Source organism: Lentzea sp. NBC_00516 (genome assembly GCF_036346835.1).
Classification (GTDB): domain Bacteria; phylum Actinomycetota; class Actinomycetes; order Mycobacteriales; family Pseudonocardiaceae; genus Lentzea; species Lentzea sokolovensis.
This window is the reverse complement of record NZ_CP107840.1, coordinates 5,889,921-5,907,933: the sequence shown is the minus strand read 5'-3', so window position 1 is coordinate 5,907,933 and position 18,013 is coordinate 5,889,921. Positions and strand designations below refer to the sequence as shown.

Sequence of the window (18,013 nt, the reverse complement as noted above, 5' to 3'; positions counted from 1 at the left end):
GCCTACGAGCCGAAAGGCCGCTCAGTCGCTCAACGCCGCCACCACCGGGCACTGGTCCTGGACGCCGTTCTCCGCGACGTCCAGCAACGCCAGTCGCACCCGGTCGAGGTCGCGCAGCCGTTCCTCGATCTCGGCGACCTTGCCGGTGATCACGTCACCGACGTCGGGCGTAGTGGAGGCGGAGAGGAGCTGCTCGACCTCGGTGAGCGTGAAGCCGAGCCGTGCCGCGCGGCGGATGAACTTCAGCCGCTTCAACGCATCCCGGTCGTAGTGGCGGTAGCCGCCGTGGGTGCGGGCGGTGGGCACGACGAGGCCGCGGCGCTCGTAGAACCGCACGGTGCTGATGCCCACCCCGGCGGCGCGGGCCAGTTCGGATATGCGCACCACCGGACGCTACCTCCGCACCAGCGCGCGCAGCTGGGCCGCGCCCCAGAACAGCTCCAGCACCAGGAACCCGGCCAGCGCCGGGGTGTGCCCGTTCCACAACGCCCACGCGAACCAGAGGCTGAACAGAGCGCGCCCCGCGGTGTCGGCGGCGATCAGCAACGGTTCTGGGCGCAGCCAGCGGACGATCGACCACATCACCACGACCGTGCCGAACAGCGTGGAGAACAGGAGCGTTTCCTCGGTGTGGGGTGTGCCGAGGAGGTCGAGCACCAGCGCGCCGGTCCAGGGCGTGACGAACGCGATGCTCGCCACGAGGTCGTACAGTGCGCCGGCTTTGCCCCAGCGGGTCACGTGATCTTGGGTCATGCCGCTCACGATGCGCCCTGCACCGTGGTGCAAGGTCAAGTCCGTTCCCACTACCGTTGCGAGTGGTTGTCGAACCGAAGGAGTCGCGTGACCGGCCAGATCGTCCGCCACGCCGGCCAGATCGAGGCCGTGCGCGTGCGGTTCGCGGCCGTGCACCAGGCCAGCGCGGTCGTCGTCGGCGACGAGACCGTGTACGGGCGGTTGTGCCGGTGGATCATCCACCCCGTCCTGGAGAAGCACGCCCGGCAGGACGAGCTGGTCTCCTACGTCGAGGAGAACCTGCGTCTGATCGTGGCCGGGTTGTACGACCTCTACGGCGTGCGGCCGCCTTGTCCCGACCCCGTGCGGGAGGCCGCCGTGCCTTCACTGGTCGCGCCGGTCGAGGACTCGGCGCGGGCGGCGATGGAGCTGATCGGGCCGATGCGGGACGTGCTGGACGAGCTCACCGGGTTGCCGGACGTCGTCGCCGCACATGCGATGACCTGGTACAACATCGCGGCCGAGCAGCAGGACATGGCCGACGAGCTCGAGGACTTCCTCGACCAGGACGTTCCCGAGTGGAGCGGCGCCGAGGAGCATCTGCGGTTGATGGGCCACAACATCGACGCGATCCGCGGGCTCAGTTCGGTGTCGGCGGCGTTCGGGGAGATCACCGAGAGCGTTGGGGTGCTGGTCGCGCAGACCCGGCGGCTCGTGCGGGAGTTCGTGATCAGTCTGGCCGTGGCGCCGACGGACGCGACGCTGTGGCGGCTGGCGTGCCGGATCGCGGTGTACGGGGTGGCGCTCAACGCCACCCTCACGCACCTTCAGAACAGGCTCAGCGACTAGGCCGCCCGTTGGGCGCGGCGGCGGGCGATCTGCGGCAGGAACCACATGTAGACGCCCGTTCCCATCAGGACGAACAACGGCAGCAGCGGCACGTACGACACCCACACCACCGAGTTGTCCACGGTCAGTGCGACGGCCGTGAACACGACGGTGGCCATGAAGACCATGCTCACCACGCGGTGGAACTGACGGATTCCCTTGCTGCCGGCCATTTTCGCGGTCCTCCCGATTGCTGTTGAGGACCACGGTAGAAGCGTGGGCTCAGCCGCGCTTCTCGATTCCTGACCGGACGATCGCGCGGGCCTCCTCGGGGGTGAGGTTGCCGGTCAGGGTCAGGCTTGCGAGCCCCAGCGCCAGGGCGAGGAGCTTCTTCGCCGCGTCGCCGACCATCGCCGTCAGCACGGCGATCAGCTCGTCATAGCCCTGGCGGAGTCGCCCGGCCAGCTCCGGATTCGTGAGGGCGTGCGTCTCGAACGCCTGCGCGACGCGGAACAGCCGGCGGTCTTCGTCGGTCGCGGGGATGAGTTCGGTCAGCAGTGCCTCGGCCGGTGACGACTCGGAGAGCCGGGCCTGGACGCGGGCGGTGCCGCGGTCGTTGATCGCGGTGAACGCGGCCGTGAGCAGGTCGTCCTTGCTGGGGAAGTAGTGCTGGACGCGGCCCACGGACACGCCCGCCTGCTCGGCCACGCGGCGGATGCTGACCTGATGGGTGCCCTCGGTGTCGACGATCGCGAACACCGCCTCCAGGATCGCGCCGCGCCGTTCGTCGTGGGCGGCGCCCCTGCCTCGTGCAGGCTTCACTCGGCTCCCTCTTTTCGAGACGTTCGCATTGATTTGACCACATGTCGGATCGCGGCTACCGTCGAGCATCAAATCAATACGTTCGTATTCATCAGGGGGAGCTGTGGAGCTGATCGCACTGGTGTTGCTCGTGCAGGGTGGCGGCGGGTTGATCAACAACCTGACCGGTGGCTCGAAGAGCTGGTTCGCGTTGAACTACGTGGAGATGCCGGACGCGCTGCGCGTCACGGCGTACGCGGTGATGGCGCTGCTGGGCCTGGTTCTCGTGGTCCGCAGGTTCGGCTGGGACTGGTTGAAGAGCTAGTGCTGGTTGAAGAGCTAGCGCTGGTTGAGGAGCTAGTACTGTCGTGCGCCATGCAGTTCCAGTCCCCGGTGCTGGTGGGCCGGGTCGAGGAGACCTCAGCACTGCGGGCCGCGGTGACCAGGGCCGAGCACCGTCGCGGCGGCGCGATGTTCCTGGTGGGGGAGCCCGGAATCGGCAAGTCGCGGCTGGCGTCCGAGATCGCCGGGCACGCTTCGGGCCGCGGGTTTCGCGTGCTCCGGGGACGGGCGAGCAGGGCGGTGCCGCTGCGGGCGCTGTGCGAGGCGGTCCTGTCGGCTTTTCGCAAGGCCGACGCACCGGACGAGAAGCAGCTCGGCGCCTATCTGCCCGTGCTGCTGCGGATGACGCCGGACGCGCCCGCCGGCGTTCCCGATCCGGCCGTGGTGAGGGCCGAGGCCGTCCTGCGGTTGCTCACGGCCGAGAAAACCCTTCTGGTGCTGGAGGATCTGCACGACGCGGACGGCGAGACCCTGGCCGTCGTCGACTACCTGCTCGACAACCTCGCGGACGAACCCGTCCTGATCGTCGCGACGCTGCGGCCTCATCCCGATGGCGCGCACCGGCTGGCGGACGAGGCCACCGCGCGCCGGGTCGCCGGGACGGTGCGGCTCTCCGGGCTGACCGACGAAGAGGTGGCCGAACTCGCCCGACACTGTCTGGGCGAACCCGCGCGGGACGACGTTCTGGCGCAGCTGGTCAAGGTCTCCGACGGCGTGCCGTTCGTCGTCGAGGAGCTGATCAACGGCGACCCGCGGGCCGTGCCGCCGACGGTCGCGGCGGCCACGTTGCGGCGGGTCGACGCCCTTGGACCGGAGTGCGTCGCGTTGCTCGAAGCCGCCGCGATCTTCGGGCGGACGTTCCCTCTCGACGTCGTCACGGCCGTCGCGAACAGCACGGACGAGCTGTGGCAGGACGCCGAACGCGCGCAGCTCGTCCACGGCCACCAGTTCCGGCACTCGCTGACCGCCGACGCGATCACCGGCCGGATGACGCCGACCGCGCGGGCGACACTCGCCAGAAGAGCCGCGAGAGCCACGGAAGCGTTGCGTCCCAGCGAGTTGGAGCTCATCGCCGAGCTGTGGGAGGCGGGCGGCGAGACCGCGAAGGCCGTGGGATGCCTGGTGCGGGCCGGGAAGCACGCCGCCGCGCTCGGCCGGTTCGGCACCGCCGTCGAGTTGCTCGAACGCGGCCAGGCCCTGACCGGCGACCCTGACCTCACCGCGGACCTGCTCGACGCGCTCGCCCTGGTCCTGCCGCTGGCCGCGGTCGTCGTCCCCGCCGACGACGGAGCCAGGGCCTTCGCGCTGGGAGAGCGACTTCAGCAGGCCCTGACCGCGGCGCACGCCCAGCCCGAACGCCGTGCCGCCGTCCGTCTCGCGCAGGCCAGGGTCGCCGCCGTCGCCGGCCAGTGGGAACGCGGCCTCGACCTGCTCGCGACGGCCAAGGAGACCTGCGCGTCCGTCGACGTCGTCAAGGCGGCACTTCTGCTCGGGCTCAACCAGCTCGACCTCCTGCCCAAAGCCCGTGCCCTGGCCGAACGCGCCGCCGCCACGGGCACGCCGGAGATCGTCTGCGAAGCCCTCGAAGTGCTCACCCGCTGCACCAGGGGGCAGGACCTCGCCGAGGCCCGCCAGCACGTCCAGCGCTGGCTGCAGGTCGCCGAGCAGCACGGACTGGCGGCGTGGCGGCTGCGGGCGTTGCTGGAGCTGGGGATCACCGACAAGTACCTGACGGCCGGCGTCGACACGCTGCTGGCCGCCCGCCAGGCCGCGTCCGACACCGGTGCGATCGTGATCCTGATCGCCGCCGATCTGCACCTGGGCGCCACCTACCTGGTGCGCGGTGACTACGAGGAGTCCGCGAGGTACGGGGCGAGTGCTGGAGAGGCCGCCGAGAAGCTGGGCCTGCACGCGTTGAAGGCGCTGGCCGTCGCGATCGAGGCCGGCATCGCGGCCATGCACGGCGACCGCAAGGCGACCGACAGGGCACTGGCCCGGTTGCGTGACCACGGCGGGTCCGAGGAGATCTGGGCGTACAGCTCGGCGGTCTGCGCGTTGATGGAGGAGCGGTACGACCGCGCGTTGGCCGAGTTCGACGAGTTGGAGAAGGCCGTTACGGAACCGCGCATCCTCCGCGGCACCTTCTACCAGGGCCCGCGGTTGCTGGTGCGGGTCGCGCACGGCCTCGCGGGCTGGCGGGAGCACGAACGGCTGGCCGAGTCGCACCTGTCCCAGGTCCGGCTGCACCGCACGTACTTCGCGTGGAGCCGTGCGATCCTGCTGGGCCGCGAAGGAGAGATCGCCCAAGCCGACGCCGCCGCTGCCGAAGCGCTGGACCTGAGCACCGGCCTCGGCCTGCCGCGCTACCTGGGCCTGCGGCTGGCGGGCCCGAGCGCGCTGGCGGACGGCTGGGGCGAGCCGCTGGAATGGCTGCGCGAGGCCGAGGAGCACTTCCACCGGTCCGGTGTGCCCGCCGTCGCCGCCGCCTGCCGGGCCGTGCTGCGCGAGGCCGGAGCGCCTCGGCAACGCCGCCGCCGTGACCACGACACCGTGCCCGCCGACCTGCGCAAAGCCGGTGTCACCGTCCGCGAGTACGAGGTGCTGCGCCTGGTCGTGGACCGGTTCGGGAACGCCGAGATAGCCGAACGGCTGTTCCTGTCCCCCCGAACGGTCGAACGCCACGTCGCGAGCCTCAAGGCCCGAACCGGCCGGCAGAGCCGCGCCGACCTCATCGCCTACGCCCGGCCGCTAATTGGGGGCTCTGTACCCATGTGAGCCGGGCCGCCGCCGGGAAGACTCCCTCACCTGGCCGGCGGCGCTGGACTCGGTGGGGTGTTCAGCGCCGCCGGCACTCATGCCGGAAACTTCCTTGGCGCGAGATGTCGATACCGGGCATCTCCCGTTCGACGCACTGATGAGAGCAAGCGCGAACACCGAGGAGAACCAGATGCGCACCCTGATCGCCACCGCCTTCGTCTCCCTCGACGGCGTCGTCGAGGCACCGGGCGGCGAACCCGGTCACCGCAGCGCCGGCTGGACCTTCAAGGACATCGAGTTCGACGAGGCCGCCTACGAGATCAAGGGTCGTGAGCAGGAAGAAGCCGCGGCCATGATGATGGGCCGCGTCAGCTACGAGGCGTTCGCCCCGGTGTGGCCGACGCTCGACTACTTCCCGCAGTACAACGCGATGCCGAAGTACGTCGTGTCCAGCACGCTGAAGGAGGACCAGCTGGTCGACAACTGGGGCGACATCACGATCCTGCGGTCGCTGGACGACGTCGCCGCGCTCAAGGAGACCGAGGGCGGCCCGATCTCGCTGCACGGCAGCGCGACGCTGAACCGCGCCCTCTCCGACGCGGGCCTGATCGACCGCTACCACCTGCTGGTGTTCCCGGTGCTGCTCGGCGCGGGCAAGCGGCTGTTCAGCGAGTCCGACAAGGACAAGCAGATGCTCAAGGTCGTGGAGAGCGAGTCGTACTCGAACGGCATCCAGAAGCTGGTCTACGACGTCGTGCGCTGAATCAGGTGCACTCTCGCACCGCGGCCACGACTCCGGTGAACGAGTCGACCAGCCAGGTCGGGTTCGCGCTGAGCAGCTGGTCGACGCTGTGCACGCCGTAGGTCACGCCGACGGACGACATCCCGGCACCGTGCGCCATGTGGATGTCGTGCGTGGTGTCCCCGACCATGACCGCGTTCCCCGGTGCCACGCCGAGCTTGCGCAGCACGAGGAGGCCGGACTCCGGGTCGGGCTTGGGTTTCGCGACCTGGTCCGCGCCGACGACGACGGAGAACTCCTCGCGCAGACCGGCCGCGGTGAGCAGCGCCTCGGCGTTCACGATGAACTTGCTCGTCGCGACGGCGAGCCGGAAACCGTCCTCCCGCAACGCCTGCAGCCCGTCGTACACGCCGGGGAACACCAGCTGCGTCGCCATCGGCAGCACGATCTTGCGAAACGTCGACTGGTAGACCTCGACGCATCGGGCGACCACCGGTTCGTCCTCGGGCAGCCCGAGAACCTTCGCGAACGCCGAGGGCAGCGGCAGCCCGATCGTGCCGCGGATGGTCGCGGAGTCCACTGTGGGCAGATCGAGCTGGACGAACACCGCGGCGAACGTCGTGACGATCCCGCGCGGGGAGTCGACCAGCGTGCCGTCCAGATCGAAGATCGCGCAACGGTTCACGAGGAGAACTCCTTCGCGTGGGCGGCGGCGAGCTCCCCGGCGACCTCGGCGGTGTTGATCAGCACCGCCATGGTCGCCTTCGCGGAACGCCCCTCCGTCGCGCGGTCTACGGCACGCTCGAGGTACTTCGTTCCCGCGGCGAGCACGGAGGTGATCACCGACTCGATCTCGGCGCTGTCGATGGCGTCCGCGGGCTTGGTCGGTGTGGTGACGAGGAACGAGCCGGGGCCGCCGAGGGCCCAGTGGCTCTCGATCGCCCTGGCGAGCACGGCCGGGTCGTCGACGCGGTGCGGACCGCGCAGTCCGCTGGACACGCAGTAGAACGCGGGGAAGTCGTCCGACCGGTAGGCGACGACCGGAACGCCGTGCGTCTCCAGGAACTCCAGGGTGAGGCCGAGGTCGAGGGTGCTCCTGGCGCCCGCGCAGACCACCGCGACCCGGGACCGGGTGAACTGGACCAGATCCGGCGAGACGCGGCGCGCGTCGCGGTGCACACCACCGATCTCGGCCGCGGACAGGAACTTCAGCCCCGCCAGCTCGGCCGCGATCAACGAGGACGTGACGGTCGTCGCGCCCATCGTCCCGCGGGCCAGCACGACCGGAAGGTCACGGCTGCCGACCCGCGGAACACCTGGTGTGGAAGCGAATCGCTCGATGTCGGTCTCCGAGAGGCCGACGAGGATCCGACCCTTGTCGATGCCGATCGTGGCGGGCACCGACCCGCTCGCCCGCACCGCGTCCTCGATCAGGCGCGCGGTCTCGGCGCTGTCCGGGCCGGACCTGAGCACGCCCGACTCCAGTGCCACGACGGGCTGCCCCGCCGTGATCGCCTCGGCCACTTCCTCGCCGTACACCAGGGGAATGTTCATCGGCACCTCAGTAGCTCGGGGTCTTGCGCAGGAACTCCTTGCGTTCCAAGATCTCCGGCGCGTAGACCTGGTCCTGCCACGCCTGCGGGTCGACCGGTTCCACGGCGATCGACACGACGCCCTCGTCGCAGCCGAACGCTCGTGTCACCGCCTCGGTGATGGCCGAGACCAGCTCGGACGTCTGCTCCTCGTTGAGCGGGGCGGGGAAGTGCTTGATGTTCACGTGCGGCACCGCGACCTCCTCACGACTGGCCTCCCGCGATGGCGAGGGTGACCGCCTTGGTGACGGCCGCGATCAGTTCGGCCATCTGCTCGTCGGACAGCAGCACCGGCACCGCCGCCACTTCCTCGCGCACGGTGGCGTTCTGCTGCATCGACGCCAGCAGCTCGTCGATGTCGGGCTCGCGCAGCAGGCTGTAGTGGTCGGCCTCCAGCTCGACGATCACCGGATCGGTGACCGAGAAGCCCTCGCTGCCCTCGATGAACGAGTAGTCGTCGCCGCGCGCCTTGAAGATCGTGAGAGGCGCGGTGATCGTGCGCTCGGCCAGCTCGCTGAAGGTGTACTTGAAGGAGAACGTCTCGGTGACGATCCTGATGATCCGCCGCACGAGCTCGCTGTCGAGGTCGCGGAACTCGCCGCTGATGAAAGCCGCGAAGCTGTCGTCGTCCTTCGCGACCTCCAGGCACCGGTCCAGCCGCGCGTCGGTGATGCTGCCCGCGAAGACCGAGAACAGGATCGTCACGAACGCGCTGTTGTCGTAGGACGCCTCGTCGCTGTCCCGTTCCGAGCGCACCTTCGGCGACCCCGGCGCGATCAGGTACAGGTTCGCGATCTCCTCGCCCGCCTGCTCCAGCTGGTAGGCCGTCTCGAACGCGACCCGCGCGCCGAAGGAGTAGCCCCACAACGTGTACGGGCCCTCCGGCTGCACCTCCTTGATGGCCTCGATGTCGGCCGCGGCCATCTCGCGGATCGTGCTGTACGGCGTCTCGCCCTCGTTGATGCCGTGCGCCTGCACGCCGTAGAACGGGCGCTCCGAACGACTTGCGAGCGTGCGCAGGTTCATCGGGTAGCCGCCCAGGCCGGGCCAGCAGAACACCGGCACCGCGTCTCCGTTGGGCTGCAACGGGACCAGCCGCGAGATCGGTCCCTCGTGCAGGCCGTCGACGCGTCGCGAGAGCTGCTCGATGGTCGGCGACTCGAACAGCACCTGCAACGGCAGGGAGGTGCCGAAGTCCTTGTTGATGCGGTTGACCAGGCCCACCGCGATCAACGAGTTGCCGCCGGTCTCGAAGAAGTCGTCGTGCGTCGAGACGGTCTCGCGCTTCATCAGCTTCTTCCACATCTCGCTGATGCGGCGTTCGGTGATGGTGCGCGGCGCGACGAACGGCCGGTCCTGGTCGTCGACGTTGGTCTTGTCCGACTTCTCCAGGGCCTTGACGTCGATCTTGCCGTTCGCGGTGACCGGCAACGCGTCCAGCACCACGACCTTGTTCGGGATCATGTAGTCCGGCAGGAAGTTGACCAGGTCGTCCCGGATCAGCTCTGCCGGGCCCTTCATGTGGACGACGTCCTCCTTCATGCCGGGGCTGCGGCGCTGGTCGTAGGAGACCTTGCCGCCCAGGAAGAAGTACGACGGCCCGTCCTGCCGGCCGGCGGCCTTCAGGACGTCGCAGATGCGCTTGGCCGACGGGAGGTCGTTGTTCGTCTTCGAGCTGTAGCCCGACGACATGAAGCCGAGGTCGACATCGTTGGCGGACAAGCGGTGCATCGTCCGGCCGAGGTCGATGTAGCGCCGCCACAGCTCCGTGGAACGGCCGATGGCGCTGATGCCGAAGCTCGCGCGCTCGTACACCGCCTGGTTGATGGCGATGACGTGCTTGCGCAGCACCAGGTCGTCGGACACGCGCTCGAACTCGCCGTCGGCGAACCGGTACTGGCCACCGGGAAGGTTCGTGACCCGGCCGGGGTGCGTCTGGACGTAGACGTCGACCTCGTCCTCGCGGATGCCGGTGTAGGCGCTCAGCTCGAACGTGCCGAGGTAGTAGTCCTCGTCGGCGACGTCCAGCAGTTCCTTGGTCTCCGGGGTGTGCGCGGCGGCCGTGATGTCGAGTCCGTAGCCGGGCAGGACCTCCTCGAAGAGCCCGACCATGTGGCCGGTCTCGATCTCCAGGACCTCCTGGATGTTGTTGAGGTACACCGACTCGATCGCTGCCTTGCGTCCGATGAAGTGCAGTTTCGCCTGCGCTTCATAGCTTTCCGGCAGCGACGAGATCAGCACGAGCTGGTGGCGCAGCGGGTGGTAGTAGTACAACCCGCTCGGCAGTCCCGCGATGTGGTGCAGTTCCAGGTGGAGCTGGGTCGCGTAGAGCGAGCCCGGTGACGCGTAGCCGTACTTCGGCAGCAGCCGCTGGTCGCTGAAGTGCGCGCCGAAGTAGCGCAGGATCTCGCCCAGTTCGCCGAAGTGGATGGCCTTCGGGTCCTTGGAGCCGGCGCCGATCGGCTTGCGCTCCAGCAACCGCCGCAGGTCGGCGTCGGTGACCTGGCCGCCCTCGTAGAAGCGGTAGGACTTGCGGGAGAAGACGACCTTGCGCTGCAGGCAGCTCGCCTCCTCGCCGGGCAGTTCGAAGCTCTGCCGGTCGCTGAGGTCGTCGCGCACGCCGGGGTTCGACAGCTGCGCGCGGACCTGCAGGCGGCTGGACTTCGACTGGTGGTGCGAGCCGGAGTTGCCCTGGTCCATCAGGGCGGCTTCCTTGGGGTTCAGCTCCACGCACGCGATCAGGTTCTGGAACCCGGTGCGCTCGTCCTCCTTGACGATCACCGCGGCGTTGCGCACCCAGTCGTGCGTCTCGATCGCGAGCCGGATCTCGTCCAGCTCGACCCGGTAGCCGCGCAGCTTGACCTGGCTGTCCGCGCGTCCGGCGAACTGCACGGTGCCGTCGAGGTTCTGCGTCACGAGGTCACCGGTGCGGAACATGCCGTCCACGAACCGTTCCTCGGTCAGCTCCGGCTGGTGCAGGTAGCCGCGGGCGACCTGGACGCCGCCGATGTAGAGCTCGCCGATCTCGCCCGGCGTGACCATGTCGCGGTTGTCGTTCAGCACCAGGTACGTCGTGTTCGCGACAGGCAGGCCGATCGAGATGGACTTCGGCGCCTCGGCGAGTTCGGCGGGATCGACCACGTGCGACGACGAGTTGATCGTCGTCTCCGTCGGGCCGTAGACGTTGATGAGCGCGACGTTCGGCATGTCCGCGACGAACGCCTGGGCGAGCGTGCGGGACAACGCCTCGCCACCGCTGAAGACCTGCTTCAGCGACGTGACGGTGTGGAACTCCTCGGTGTCGATCAACGCCTGCAACAGCGTCGGCACGCACTGCAGCGTGGTGACGCCGTGCTCGCGCATGGTGCCGATCAGCATCTCGGGGTCGCGGTAGATGCCGGGACGGCCCATCACCACGGTGCTGCCGACCGCGGGGGCCAGGATCTCCCACTGCGCCGCGTCGAAGCTCATCGGCGTCTTCTGCACCACGCGCTTCGTGCCGTCGATGGCGTGGGTGTCGTGCAGCCACAGCATCTGGTTGACGATGCTGCGGTGCTCGATCATCACGCCCTTGGGCCTGCCGGTGCTGCCCGAGGTGTAGATGATGTACGCGAGGCTGTCGTGGGCGGGGGAGAAGCCGTCGTCGAACGCCTCGTCGCAGTCGTCGAGCGTGACGATTCTCGTTGTGCTGGGCGCGAGTTCGGCCAGGCGCTGCTTCAGCGCGGGCTGCGTCACGACGACCTTCGTGCGCGAGTCCTCGATCATGTACCGGAGCCGCTCCTCCGGGTACTCCGGGCTCAACGGCAGATAGGCGCCCCCGCCGCAGAGGATTCCCCAGGCGCCGACCACGAGGTCGAGCGAGGGTTCGACGAACATGCCGACGCAGTCGTCCTCGCTGATGCCGAGGCGGCGCAGATGCGTGGCGAGCGCGGAACTCTGCTCGAAGAGTTCGCCGTAGGTGATGCTTTGTTCGCCGAAGACGACGGCCGTGCGATCGGGGTGTTCCTCCACCTGCTTGCGCAGCAGGTCCGGGAGGCAGCCGCCGTCCACTTCAGCTTCGTGCGACATCTCAGAAATCCCCCAAGCGGTCGACAGGCAAGAGTGGTGCGAGCGCGTTCTTGGTTAGTTGAAGAACGTATGAGTAACGGCTCGAAACCCACTGGAGCGATCTGCCTGGTGACCAGCCGAGGAGGTCTACCAGAACCGCCTTGAACGGCAACGGATTCCCGCCCATTGAGACGCGTGGTTCGGTGGCGAATGGTTGCCCCACCGTCCACAGTGGTGTTGGGTAGATGCCAACTTCGAGGGCGGGGCCGCGAGGATGAATGTTCTGCAGTACGTGGCCGATCGTTGGGATCGGCTGTCTTTGCAAGCGTTTCTGCACGTCAGTGCCGTTGTGCAGTGCACAGTCCTGGCGACTGTGCTCGGTGTGGCGATCGGGGTCGCGGTCTATCGCAGCCCGGCCGGATCCGCGCTGGCCACGGCGTTGGCGAGCACGATTCTGACCATTCCGTCGTTCGCGCTGCTGGCGTTGCTGATTCCGGTGTTCGGACTGGGCGCGAACACCACGGTCGTCGCATTGGTGCTTTACGCCTTGTTGCCAATAGTTCGCAACACGGTGGTTGGACTGGCCGGAGTGGATCCGGCTGTGAGTGATGCCGCAAGAGGGATTGGGATGAGCAGATTCGGGGTACTCGCGCGCGTTGAGTTGCGTTTGGCGTGGCCCGCGATTCTCGCGGGAATGCGGGTCGCCACGCAGATGCTGATGGGGATCGCCGTGATCGCGGCCTATGCGAAAGGGCCGGGTCTGGGGTCTGAGGTGTTCTCCGGGCTCGCGAACGCGGGCAGTGCGAACTCGATGAACCAGGCCCTCACCGGAACGATCGGCGTGGTGATCCTCGCCCTGCTGCTCGACGGCGTGTACGTGCTGGTCAACCGTTTCACCGTGTCGAGGGGCGTCCGTGGCTGAAGGCATCGAGATCCGGCTCGACCACGTCACCAAGCGGTATCCGGGGCAGAAGGCGGCCGCGGTCGACGACTTCTCGATGGTCGTGCCCGCCGGGCAGATCGTGGTGTTCGTCGGGCCGTCCGGCTGCGGCAAGACCACGACCATGCGGATGATCAACCGGTTGATCGAGCCGACGTCCGGCACGATCACGATCGGCGGTGAGGACGCGCTGAAGATCGACCCGGACGACCTGCGCCGGCGCGTCGGCTACGCGATCCAGCAGGCAGGGCTGTTCCCGCACTTCACGGTGGCGCAGAACATCGGGATCGTGCCGGGGCTGCTCGGCTGGGACAAGAAGAAGACCGCGGACCGCGTCGACGAGATGATGGACCTCGTCGGGCTCGACCCCGGCGAGTTCTCCTCGCGCTTTCCCCGGCAGCTTTCCGGTGGCCAGCAGCAACGGGTCGGCGTCGCGCGCGCGTTGGCCGCCGATCCGCCGGTGCTGCTGATGGACGAACCGTTCGGCGCGGTCGACCCGATCACCCGCGGGCACCTGCAGGACGAGCTGCTGCGGCTGCAGAACGAGCTCCACAAGACGATCGTGTTCGTCACGCACGACTTCGACGAGGCCGTGAAGCTCGGCGACAAGATCGCCGTGCTGGGCGACCGGTCCACGATCCTGCAGTACGACACGCCCGACGCGATCCTGGCCAACCCGGCGGACGACACGGTGGCCGGGTTCGTCGGAGCAGGTGCGTCGCTGAAGGCGCTGACGCTCATGAGGGTGCGCGATGTCGAACTGGGTCAGGCGGTGACCGCCCGTTCCGACGCCGATCCGTCCACCGTGGAGCTGGGCGGCGAGAAGTTCCTGCTGGTGCTCGACCAGCGCGACCGGCCGTTGCGGTGGGTGCGCGCGAACGAACTGAAGCGTGCGACGTCACTCGCCCAGATCGGGCAGCCGGTGCAGGACTCGGTGTCGTTGCAGTCGACGCTGCGGGACGCGCTGGAGGCGATGCTCACCGAGGGCGGCCGCGCGGTCGTCACGGGTGGTCGTGGCGAGTACGTCGGCACGCTCGACCTCGCTACCGTCACCGAGGTCGTGCAACAGCTGCGGGCGAACGCATGACGGCCGACCGGATCCGGTTCTGGGCGCAACCCGCCTTCGTGCTGCTGGTCGTCGGCGGCGTGCTGCTGTGGGTGTTCTCCGGCGAGCTGACGGCGACCGAGAGGGGCACGCTCAACGCGTCGTCGTTGCTGACGGCTCTGCGCGACCACCTGGCGATGACGGTCGTGGTGACCGCGATCGTGGTGGTGGTCGCGGTGCCGGCGGGCATCGTCGCGACCAGGCCGTGGGCGCGCTGGCTCGCACCGGTGTTCCTGGCGGTCGCGAACGTCGGCCAGGCCGCGCCCGCGCTGGGCGTGCTGGTGCTGTGGTTCCTGGTCACCGGTGCTTCCGGTGGGCTGTGGGTGGCCGCGTTGCCGCTCGCGTTCTACTCGCTTCTTCCGGTGCTGCGCAACACGATCGTCGGCATCCAGCAGGTCGATCCGTCCCTTGTGGACGCCGGTCGGGGCATCGGCATGTCCGCGTCGGGCGTGCTGTGGCGCGTCGAGCTCCCGCTGGCCGTTCCGCTGATCCTGGCCGGTCTGCGCACCGCGCTGGTGCTCGCGGTCGGCACGGCCACGTTCGGCCTGTTCGTCAACGCGGGCGGGTTCGGGTTGCTGATCGACGCCGGCTACAAGCTGAACCTGATGAAGGTCCTGGTGACCGGCTCGGTGCTGGCGGCGGGACTCGCGCTGCTGGTCGACTGGGCCGGCGCGGTGATCGAGCAGTGGTTCGGCCCCAAGGGGGTTCGGTGAAAAGGCTTCTGCTCGTTCTGGTGCTGTGCTTGGCCGGCTGCGGTCTGGACGTCAACAGCGCGTTGCCCTACAAGGTGCTGCCGGGCTCGATCCAGCCCGAGCAGTCGCTTCAGGGCGTCGAGATCACCGTGGGGTCCAAGGACTTCACCGAGAACATCCTGCTCGCCTACCTGGCCGAGATGGCGTTGTCCGCGGCCGGCGCCGACGTGATCGACCTGACCGACCTGAAGGGCTCGCAGACCGCCCGGCAGGCGCTGCTCAACGGCGAGGTCGACGTCACCTGGGAGTACACCGGCACCGGCTGGATCAACTACCAGGGGAACGAACTCCCGGTGCCCGGCGGCGAACAAGCACAGTACGACGCCACCAAGAAGGCCGACCTGGAGAAGTACGGCGTCGAGTGGCTCGCCTACTCGCCGCTCAACGACCAGTACGCGTTCGCGGTCACCGAGGCCTACGGCGAGCAGCACGGCCTCAAGACCACCTCCGACCTGGCCGCGTTCCTCACCCAGAACCCGGACCAGGCGGTGTTCTGCCTGGAGACCGAGTTCACCAGCCGCCAGGACGGTTTCCCGGCCGCGCAACGCACCTACGGGTTCCCGACGACCGAGGTGAAGAACTTCGGCATCGGCACGATCTACTCGGCCGTCGCGGGCGGCACCTGCCCGGTCGGCGAGGTGTTCACGACCGACGGCCGCATCGCCGCGCAGAAGCTCCGAGTGCTGGAGGACGACAAGAAGGCCTTCCCGCAGTACAACGTCGCACCGACCGTGCGCGCCGAGTTCCTCGCGCGGTACCCGCAGATCCGCGGCCCGCTGGAGAAGGTGAGCGCCGCGCTGACCAACGACCAGATGATCGAGCTGTGCCGTCAGGTCGACGTGGAGGGCAGGGACGCGGGCGAGGTGGCGCGCGACTGGATGGTGTCGAAGGGGTTCATCAGGACGGACTGATCAGCGCATCGCCCGTCCGACCGGAGGCAGCACCGAGACCATCGCCGCGGCGAGCCACAGCATCAGCGCGATGCCCGGCACGATGATCAGCGTGCCACCGTGGTTGATGGTCAGCCGCACGACGGCGAAGACGTAGTAGGCGACCACGAGGAACCCGAGTCCGGCCAGGACCCAGCGCGCGAACCCGAGCCGGGCGATCACCAGCGCGGCGAACAGCAGCACCACACCGCCCGCGACGTAGGTGGCGACGATCGCCGGGTCGCCGTTGGCGATGAAGCCGCGCCCGAACGCCAGTCCCAGCAACGCGACGGCGGCCTCCGGGGTCTGCCGGATGCCCTTGCCGTCGGCGGAGTTCAGCCCTGCCAGCACGAAGCACAGCACCGCGACGAGCAGCCACAGCCCACCCGCGAGGAACGCGGGCGCGACGCTCGGCCGCAACGGCTGGCCCCAGCCGGGGGCCGGGCCGTAACCCTGGCCGTGTCCCTGCGGCTGCTGCGCCTGCCAACCCTGGTTCGGATGCACGGCAGCCACCATACGAGCCGTGAGGCCAGGCCGCAGGGAATTCGCAGAAGGCCCAGCGCGGCAGGCGTTTTGCCCGATTGACGTTGCCGGTCCAGCGCGGGAGGTTGTGGGGAAACCGAAGGGGGAGAAGCGAATGCGAGCAACCCTGTTAGGTGTCTTACTGGCCGTGAGCGGCATGGTGGTCGCGGTGGGACCGGCGAGTGCGGCTGGACCGTGTTCGGTCGACTCGACGCGGACCACTCCGGGCGGCTACGTCGCCAAGGTGTCCTGTTCCAGTCCGACCGCGTTCATCGACGGGTACGGCAGCACGACCGGCGACGCGAACCGGGAAGCGTTGCTGCTGAGGCAGTTCCAGAGCAACGGCGGGCCGTTCTGCAGCGGCGACCTGAGCCGGACGGCGGCAGGCGGGTTCGAGGTCAAGATGTCGTGCGCGAAACCGACCTCGTTCGTCAACGCCTTCGGCACCACGCTGACGGACGCGGCGCGGGAAGCCAGGCTGCTCAAGGAGATCGCGCCCGGCCGGTACTGCTCGCACAACGGCGTGCGCGCCGTCTCCGGCGGTTACGAGGTCCAGGGCGGCTGCACGAAGCCGACCGTCTGGTTCAGCGGTGTCGGCAGCACTGTCACGCAGGCCGCGGAGAACGCGCGACTGTCCTCAGGCGTCGGCTGAGTTCTTGCGGTCGGTGTGGCCCAGCGAGCGTTCCGGTGCCACCCGGTCGCGCACGAGCTGCTTGAGCACGGCGAGGTCCGGGAAGCCCTCCTGAACCTTCCGCGACCACAGGGTCTCGCCGTCGAGCCGCACGTCGAACACGCCTCCGGTACCGGGGATCAGCGCGACCTCGCCCAGTTCCGCGGTGAACGTGGTCAGCAGCTCCTGCGCGGTCCACCCGGCGCGCAACAGCCACCGGCACTGGGTGCAGTACTCGATCTCCAGACGCGGTGTCCTCATGTCCGATTCTTAACAGACTCCCCGGAGCGGGTCGCGTCCCTGCCCCAGCTGGCCAGCAGCTGCAGTGCCTCGGCGGACGGCGTGCTCGGCTCCGCGTGGTAGGTGGTCAGGAAGAGGTCGGGCTCGCTGGGCATCCGCAGCGTCTCGTACGACAGCGTCATCTCGCCGACGAGCGGGTGGCGAATCGCCTTGGTGCCGAAGGACTTCTCCTTGACGTCGTGCCTTGCCCAGAGCTGCCGGAACAGCTCGCTCTTCACCGACAGCTCGCCGATCAGGGCGGTCAGCTCGGGGTCGTTCGGGTAGCAGCCCGCGTCCATCCGCAGGAACGCCACGACGTCGGAGGCCTTGCTCTCCCAGTTGACGAAGAGCTCCTGGTAGGAGGGCCGGAGGAAGATGAACCGCGCCCAGTTCCGGTCACGCGGCTCCAGTTCGCCCCAGTCGCCGAACAACGCCGCCGCCATCGGGTTCCACGCGAGCACCTCGCAGCGCCGTCCGCCGATGTACGCGGGCACGTTGATGTTGTCGAGCAGGTACCTCAGCGCCGGGCGGACGTTGCTGCGCCCCACCTTCTTCTGCTTCTTGTTGTCGTACGGGCAGGCGGCGAGGTTGCGCAGGTGCGTGTGTTCGGCATCGTTGAGCCGCAACGCGCCTGCGATCGCGTCCAGCACCTCGTCCGAGACGTTGCGGCCGTTGCCCTGCTCAAGCCGTGTGTAGTACGCCACGGAGACGCCCGCGAGCTGCGCCAGTTCCTCACGGCGCAGGCCCGGGACACGGCGGGTGCGGCCGTATCGGGGCAGTCCGACGTCGTCGGGGGACAGCCGCGCCCGGCGGCTGCGCAGGAACTCGCTCAGCTCGGTGCGCGGGTCTACGTCCATGCCCTCGAGTATCCCCGGCCTGGGCGAACCGTGCCTGCTACTGCTGGTGGTAGGCACGGCAGACGTACGAAAACCAGGTGTCTGGGTAGCTCCTCGGAACCCCGGCAGTGTCGTCCTC

20 protein-coding genes are annotated in these 18,013 nt (G+C 68.7%); 9 read left to right on the top strand and 11 right to left on the bottom strand.

The annotated features are described in order from the left end of the window. Nucleotides 1-21: 21 nt before the first annotated feature. Together OG205_RS26380 and OG205_RS26375 are read right to left on the bottom strand one after the other, a co-directional pair. On the bottom strand, nt 22-387 hold the full coding sequence (locus tag OG205_RS26380) for a MerR family transcriptional regulator (protein ID WP_330270742.1): 366 nt from the start codon (nt 385-387) through the stop codon (nt 22-24). A 6-nt stretch (nt 388-393) separates the two neighbouring features. Then, a complete protein-coding gene (locus OG205_RS26375) occupies nt 394-753 on the bottom strand; it encodes a hypothetical protein (RefSeq protein ID WP_330270741.1) in 360 nt (119 codons plus the stop codon). Nucleotides 754-840: 87 nt separating this feature from the next. On the opposite strand from OG205_RS26375, the gene OG205_RS26370 reads away from it, so the two are divergent. Further along, nucleotides 841-1,581 (top strand): hypothetical protein, encoded by a 741-nt coding sequence (locus OG205_RS26370; RefSeq protein ID WP_330270740.1) that lies wholly within the window; start codon nt 841-843, stop codon nt 1,579-1,581. Here the strand turns inward: OG205_RS26370 and OG205_RS26365 are convergent. Together OG205_RS26365 and OG205_RS26360 are read right to left on the bottom strand one after the other, a co-directional pair. Next, nucleotides 1,578-1,793, bottom strand: coding sequence for a hypothetical protein (locus OG205_RS26365; protein WP_330270739.1), 216 nt, complete (start codon nt 1,791-1,793; stop codon nt 1,578-1,580). The two genes, OG205_RS26370 and OG205_RS26365, sit on opposite strands and share 4 nt — an antisense overlap. Nucleotides 1,794-1,842: 49 nt before the next feature. After that, a complete protein-coding gene (locus tag OG205_RS26360; protein WP_330270738.1) occupies nt 1,843-2,382 on the bottom strand; it encodes a TetR/AcrR family transcriptional regulator in 540 nt (179 codons plus the stop codon). Nucleotides 2,383-2,485: 103 nt separating this feature from the next. Here OG205_RS26360 and OG205_RS26355 point away from each other — a divergent pair, with 103 nt between their 5' ends. From OG205_RS26355 to OG205_RS26345, 3 genes are all read left to right on the top strand, one after another. Further along, nucleotides 2,486-2,686: a hypothetical protein gene (locus OG205_RS26355; protein WP_330270737.1), complete on the top strand. Its 201-nt coding sequence runs from the start codon at nt 2,486-2,488 to the stop codon at nt 2,684-2,686. Between the two features lie 50 nt (nt 2,687-2,736). Next, entirely contained in the window at nt 2,737-5,478 is a 2,742-nt protein-coding gene (locus OG205_RS26350) for an ATP-binding protein (protein ID WP_330270736.1), read from the top strand. Between the two features lie 172 nt (nt 5,479-5,650). Beyond that, entirely contained in the window at nt 5,651-6,223 is a 573-nt protein-coding gene (locus OG205_RS26345) for a dihydrofolate reductase family protein (protein WP_330270735.1), read from the top strand. 1 nt (nt 6,224) lies between these two features. Here OG205_RS26345 and OG205_RS26340 read toward each other — a convergent pair whose 3' ends face one another. Genes OG205_RS26340 through OG205_RS26325 form a run of 4 tightly spaced genes read right to left on the bottom strand, consistent with a single transcriptional unit; the run spans nt 6,225 to nt 11,862 of the window. Then, nucleotides 6,225-6,887, bottom strand: a complete 663-nt coding sequence (locus OG205_RS26340; protein ID WP_330270734.1) for an HAD family hydrolase — start codon at nt 6,885-6,887, stop codon at nt 6,225-6,227. After that, entirely contained in the window at nt 6,884-7,756 is an 873-nt protein-coding gene (locus OG205_RS26335) for a pseudouridine-5'-phosphate glycosidase (RefSeq protein ID WP_330270733.1), read from the bottom strand. The genes OG205_RS26340 and OG205_RS26335 overlap by 4 nt, the downstream gene beginning before the upstream one ends. 7 nt (nt 7,757-7,763) lie before the next feature. Beyond that, nucleotides 7,764-7,988, bottom strand: coding sequence for a tautomerase family protein (locus OG205_RS26330; RefSeq protein WP_330270732.1), 225 nt, complete (start codon nt 7,986-7,988; stop codon nt 7,764-7,766). Nucleotides 7,989-7,998: 10 nt separating this feature from the next. Next, nucleotides 7,999-11,862: an amino acid adenylation domain-containing protein gene (locus OG205_RS26325; protein WP_330270731.1), complete on the bottom strand. Its 3,864-nt coding sequence runs from the start codon at nt 11,860-11,862 to the stop codon at nt 7,999-8,001. A 253-nt stretch (nt 11,863-12,115) separates the two neighbouring features. Between OG205_RS26325 and OG205_RS26320 the strand changes: the two genes are divergently transcribed. Genes OG205_RS26320 through OG205_RS26305 form a run of 4 tightly spaced genes read left to right on the top strand, consistent with a single transcriptional unit; the run spans nt 12,116 to nt 15,549 of the window. After that, nucleotides 12,116-12,763, top strand: a complete 648-nt coding sequence (locus tag OG205_RS26320; protein WP_093599265.1) for an ABC transporter permease — start codon at nt 12,116-12,118, stop codon at nt 12,761-12,763. Further along, nucleotides 12,756-13,868, top strand: coding sequence for an ABC transporter ATP-binding protein (locus OG205_RS26315; protein ID WP_330270730.1), 1,113 nt, complete (start codon nt 12,756-12,758; stop codon nt 13,866-13,868). The genes OG205_RS26320 and OG205_RS26315 overlap by 8 nt, the downstream gene beginning before the upstream one ends. Then, nucleotides 13,865-14,599 (top strand): ABC transporter permease, encoded by a 735-nt coding sequence (locus tag OG205_RS26310; RefSeq protein WP_330270729.1) that lies wholly within the window; start codon nt 13,865-13,867, stop codon nt 14,597-14,599. The genes OG205_RS26315 and OG205_RS26310 overlap by 4 nt, the downstream gene beginning before the upstream one ends. Beyond that, on the top strand, nt 14,596-15,549 hold the full coding sequence (locus OG205_RS26305; RefSeq protein WP_330270728.1) for a glycine betaine ABC transporter substrate-binding protein: 954 nt from the start codon (nt 14,596-14,598) through the stop codon (nt 15,547-15,549). Before OG205_RS26310 ends, OG205_RS26305 begins: the two co-directional genes overlap by 4 nt. Here the strand turns inward: OG205_RS26305 and OG205_RS26300 are convergent, their stop codons facing one another. Then, nucleotides 15,550-16,071, bottom strand: a complete 522-nt coding sequence (locus tag OG205_RS26300; protein WP_330270727.1) for a hypothetical protein — start codon at nt 16,069-16,071, stop codon at nt 15,550-15,552. A 133-nt stretch (nt 16,072-16,204) separates the two neighbouring features. Between OG205_RS26300 and OG205_RS26295 the strand changes: the two genes are divergently transcribed. Further along, nucleotides 16,205-16,741, top strand: coding sequence for a hypothetical protein (locus OG205_RS26295; protein WP_330270726.1), 537 nt, complete (start codon nt 16,205-16,207; stop codon nt 16,739-16,741). Here the strand turns inward: OG205_RS26295 and OG205_RS26290 are convergent. Then, entirely contained in the window at nt 16,727-17,020 is a 294-nt protein-coding gene (locus OG205_RS26290; RefSeq protein ID WP_319977958.1) for a SelT/SelW/SelH family protein, read from the bottom strand. The genes OG205_RS26295 and OG205_RS26290 overlap by 15 nt on opposite strands. Then, nucleotides 17,017-17,895 (bottom strand): helix-turn-helix domain-containing protein, encoded by an 879-nt coding sequence (locus OG205_RS26285; protein WP_330270725.1) that lies wholly within the window; start codon nt 17,893-17,895, stop codon nt 17,017-17,019. The genes OG205_RS26290 and OG205_RS26285 overlap by 4 nt, the downstream gene beginning before the upstream one ends. Nucleotides 17,896-18,013: the final 118 nt, after the last annotated feature.

Coding starts and splice junctions, on each gene's coding strand:
- OG205_RS26375 (WP_330270741.1), bottom strand. CDS start 753: ATGACCCAAGATCACGTGACCCGCTGGGGCAAAGCCGGCGCACTGTAC.
- OG205_RS26365 (WP_330270739.1), bottom strand. CDS start 1,793: ATGGCCGGCAGCAAGGGAATCCGTCAGTTCCACCGCGTGGTGAGCATG.
- OG205_RS26350 (WP_330270736.1), top strand. CDS start 2,737: ATGCAGTTCCAGTCCCCGGTGCTGGTGGGCCGGGTCGAGGAGACCTCA.
- OG205_RS26345 (WP_330270735.1), top strand. CDS start 5,651: ATGCGCACCCTGATCGCCACCGCCTTCGTCTCCCTCGACGGCGTCGTC.
- OG205_RS26335 (WP_330270733.1), bottom strand. CDS start 7,756: ATGAACATTCCCCTGGTGTACGGCGAGGAAGTGGCCGAGGCGATCACG.
- OG205_RS26325 (WP_330270731.1), bottom strand. CDS start 11,862: ATGTCGCACGAAGCTGAAGTGGACGGCGGCTGCCTCCCGGACCTGCTG.
- OG205_RS26320 (WP_093599265.1), top strand. CDS start 12,116: ATGAATGTTCTGCAGTACGTGGCCGATCGTTGGGATCGGCTGTCTTTG.
- OG205_RS26310 (WP_330270729.1), top strand. CDS start 13,865: ATGACGGCCGACCGGATCCGGTTCTGGGCGCAACCCGCCTTCGTGCTG.
- OG205_RS26295 (WP_330270726.1), top strand. CDS start 16,205: ATGCGAGCAACCCTGTTAGGTGTCTTACTGGCCGTGAGCGGCATGGTG.
- OG205_RS26290 (WP_319977958.1), bottom strand. CDS start 17,020: ATGAGGACACCGCGTCTGGAGATCGAGTACTGCACCCAGTGCCGGTGG.
- OG205_RS26285 (WP_330270725.1), bottom strand. CDS start 17,895: ATGGACGTAGACCCGCGCACCGAGCTGAGCGAGTTCCTGCGCAGCCGC.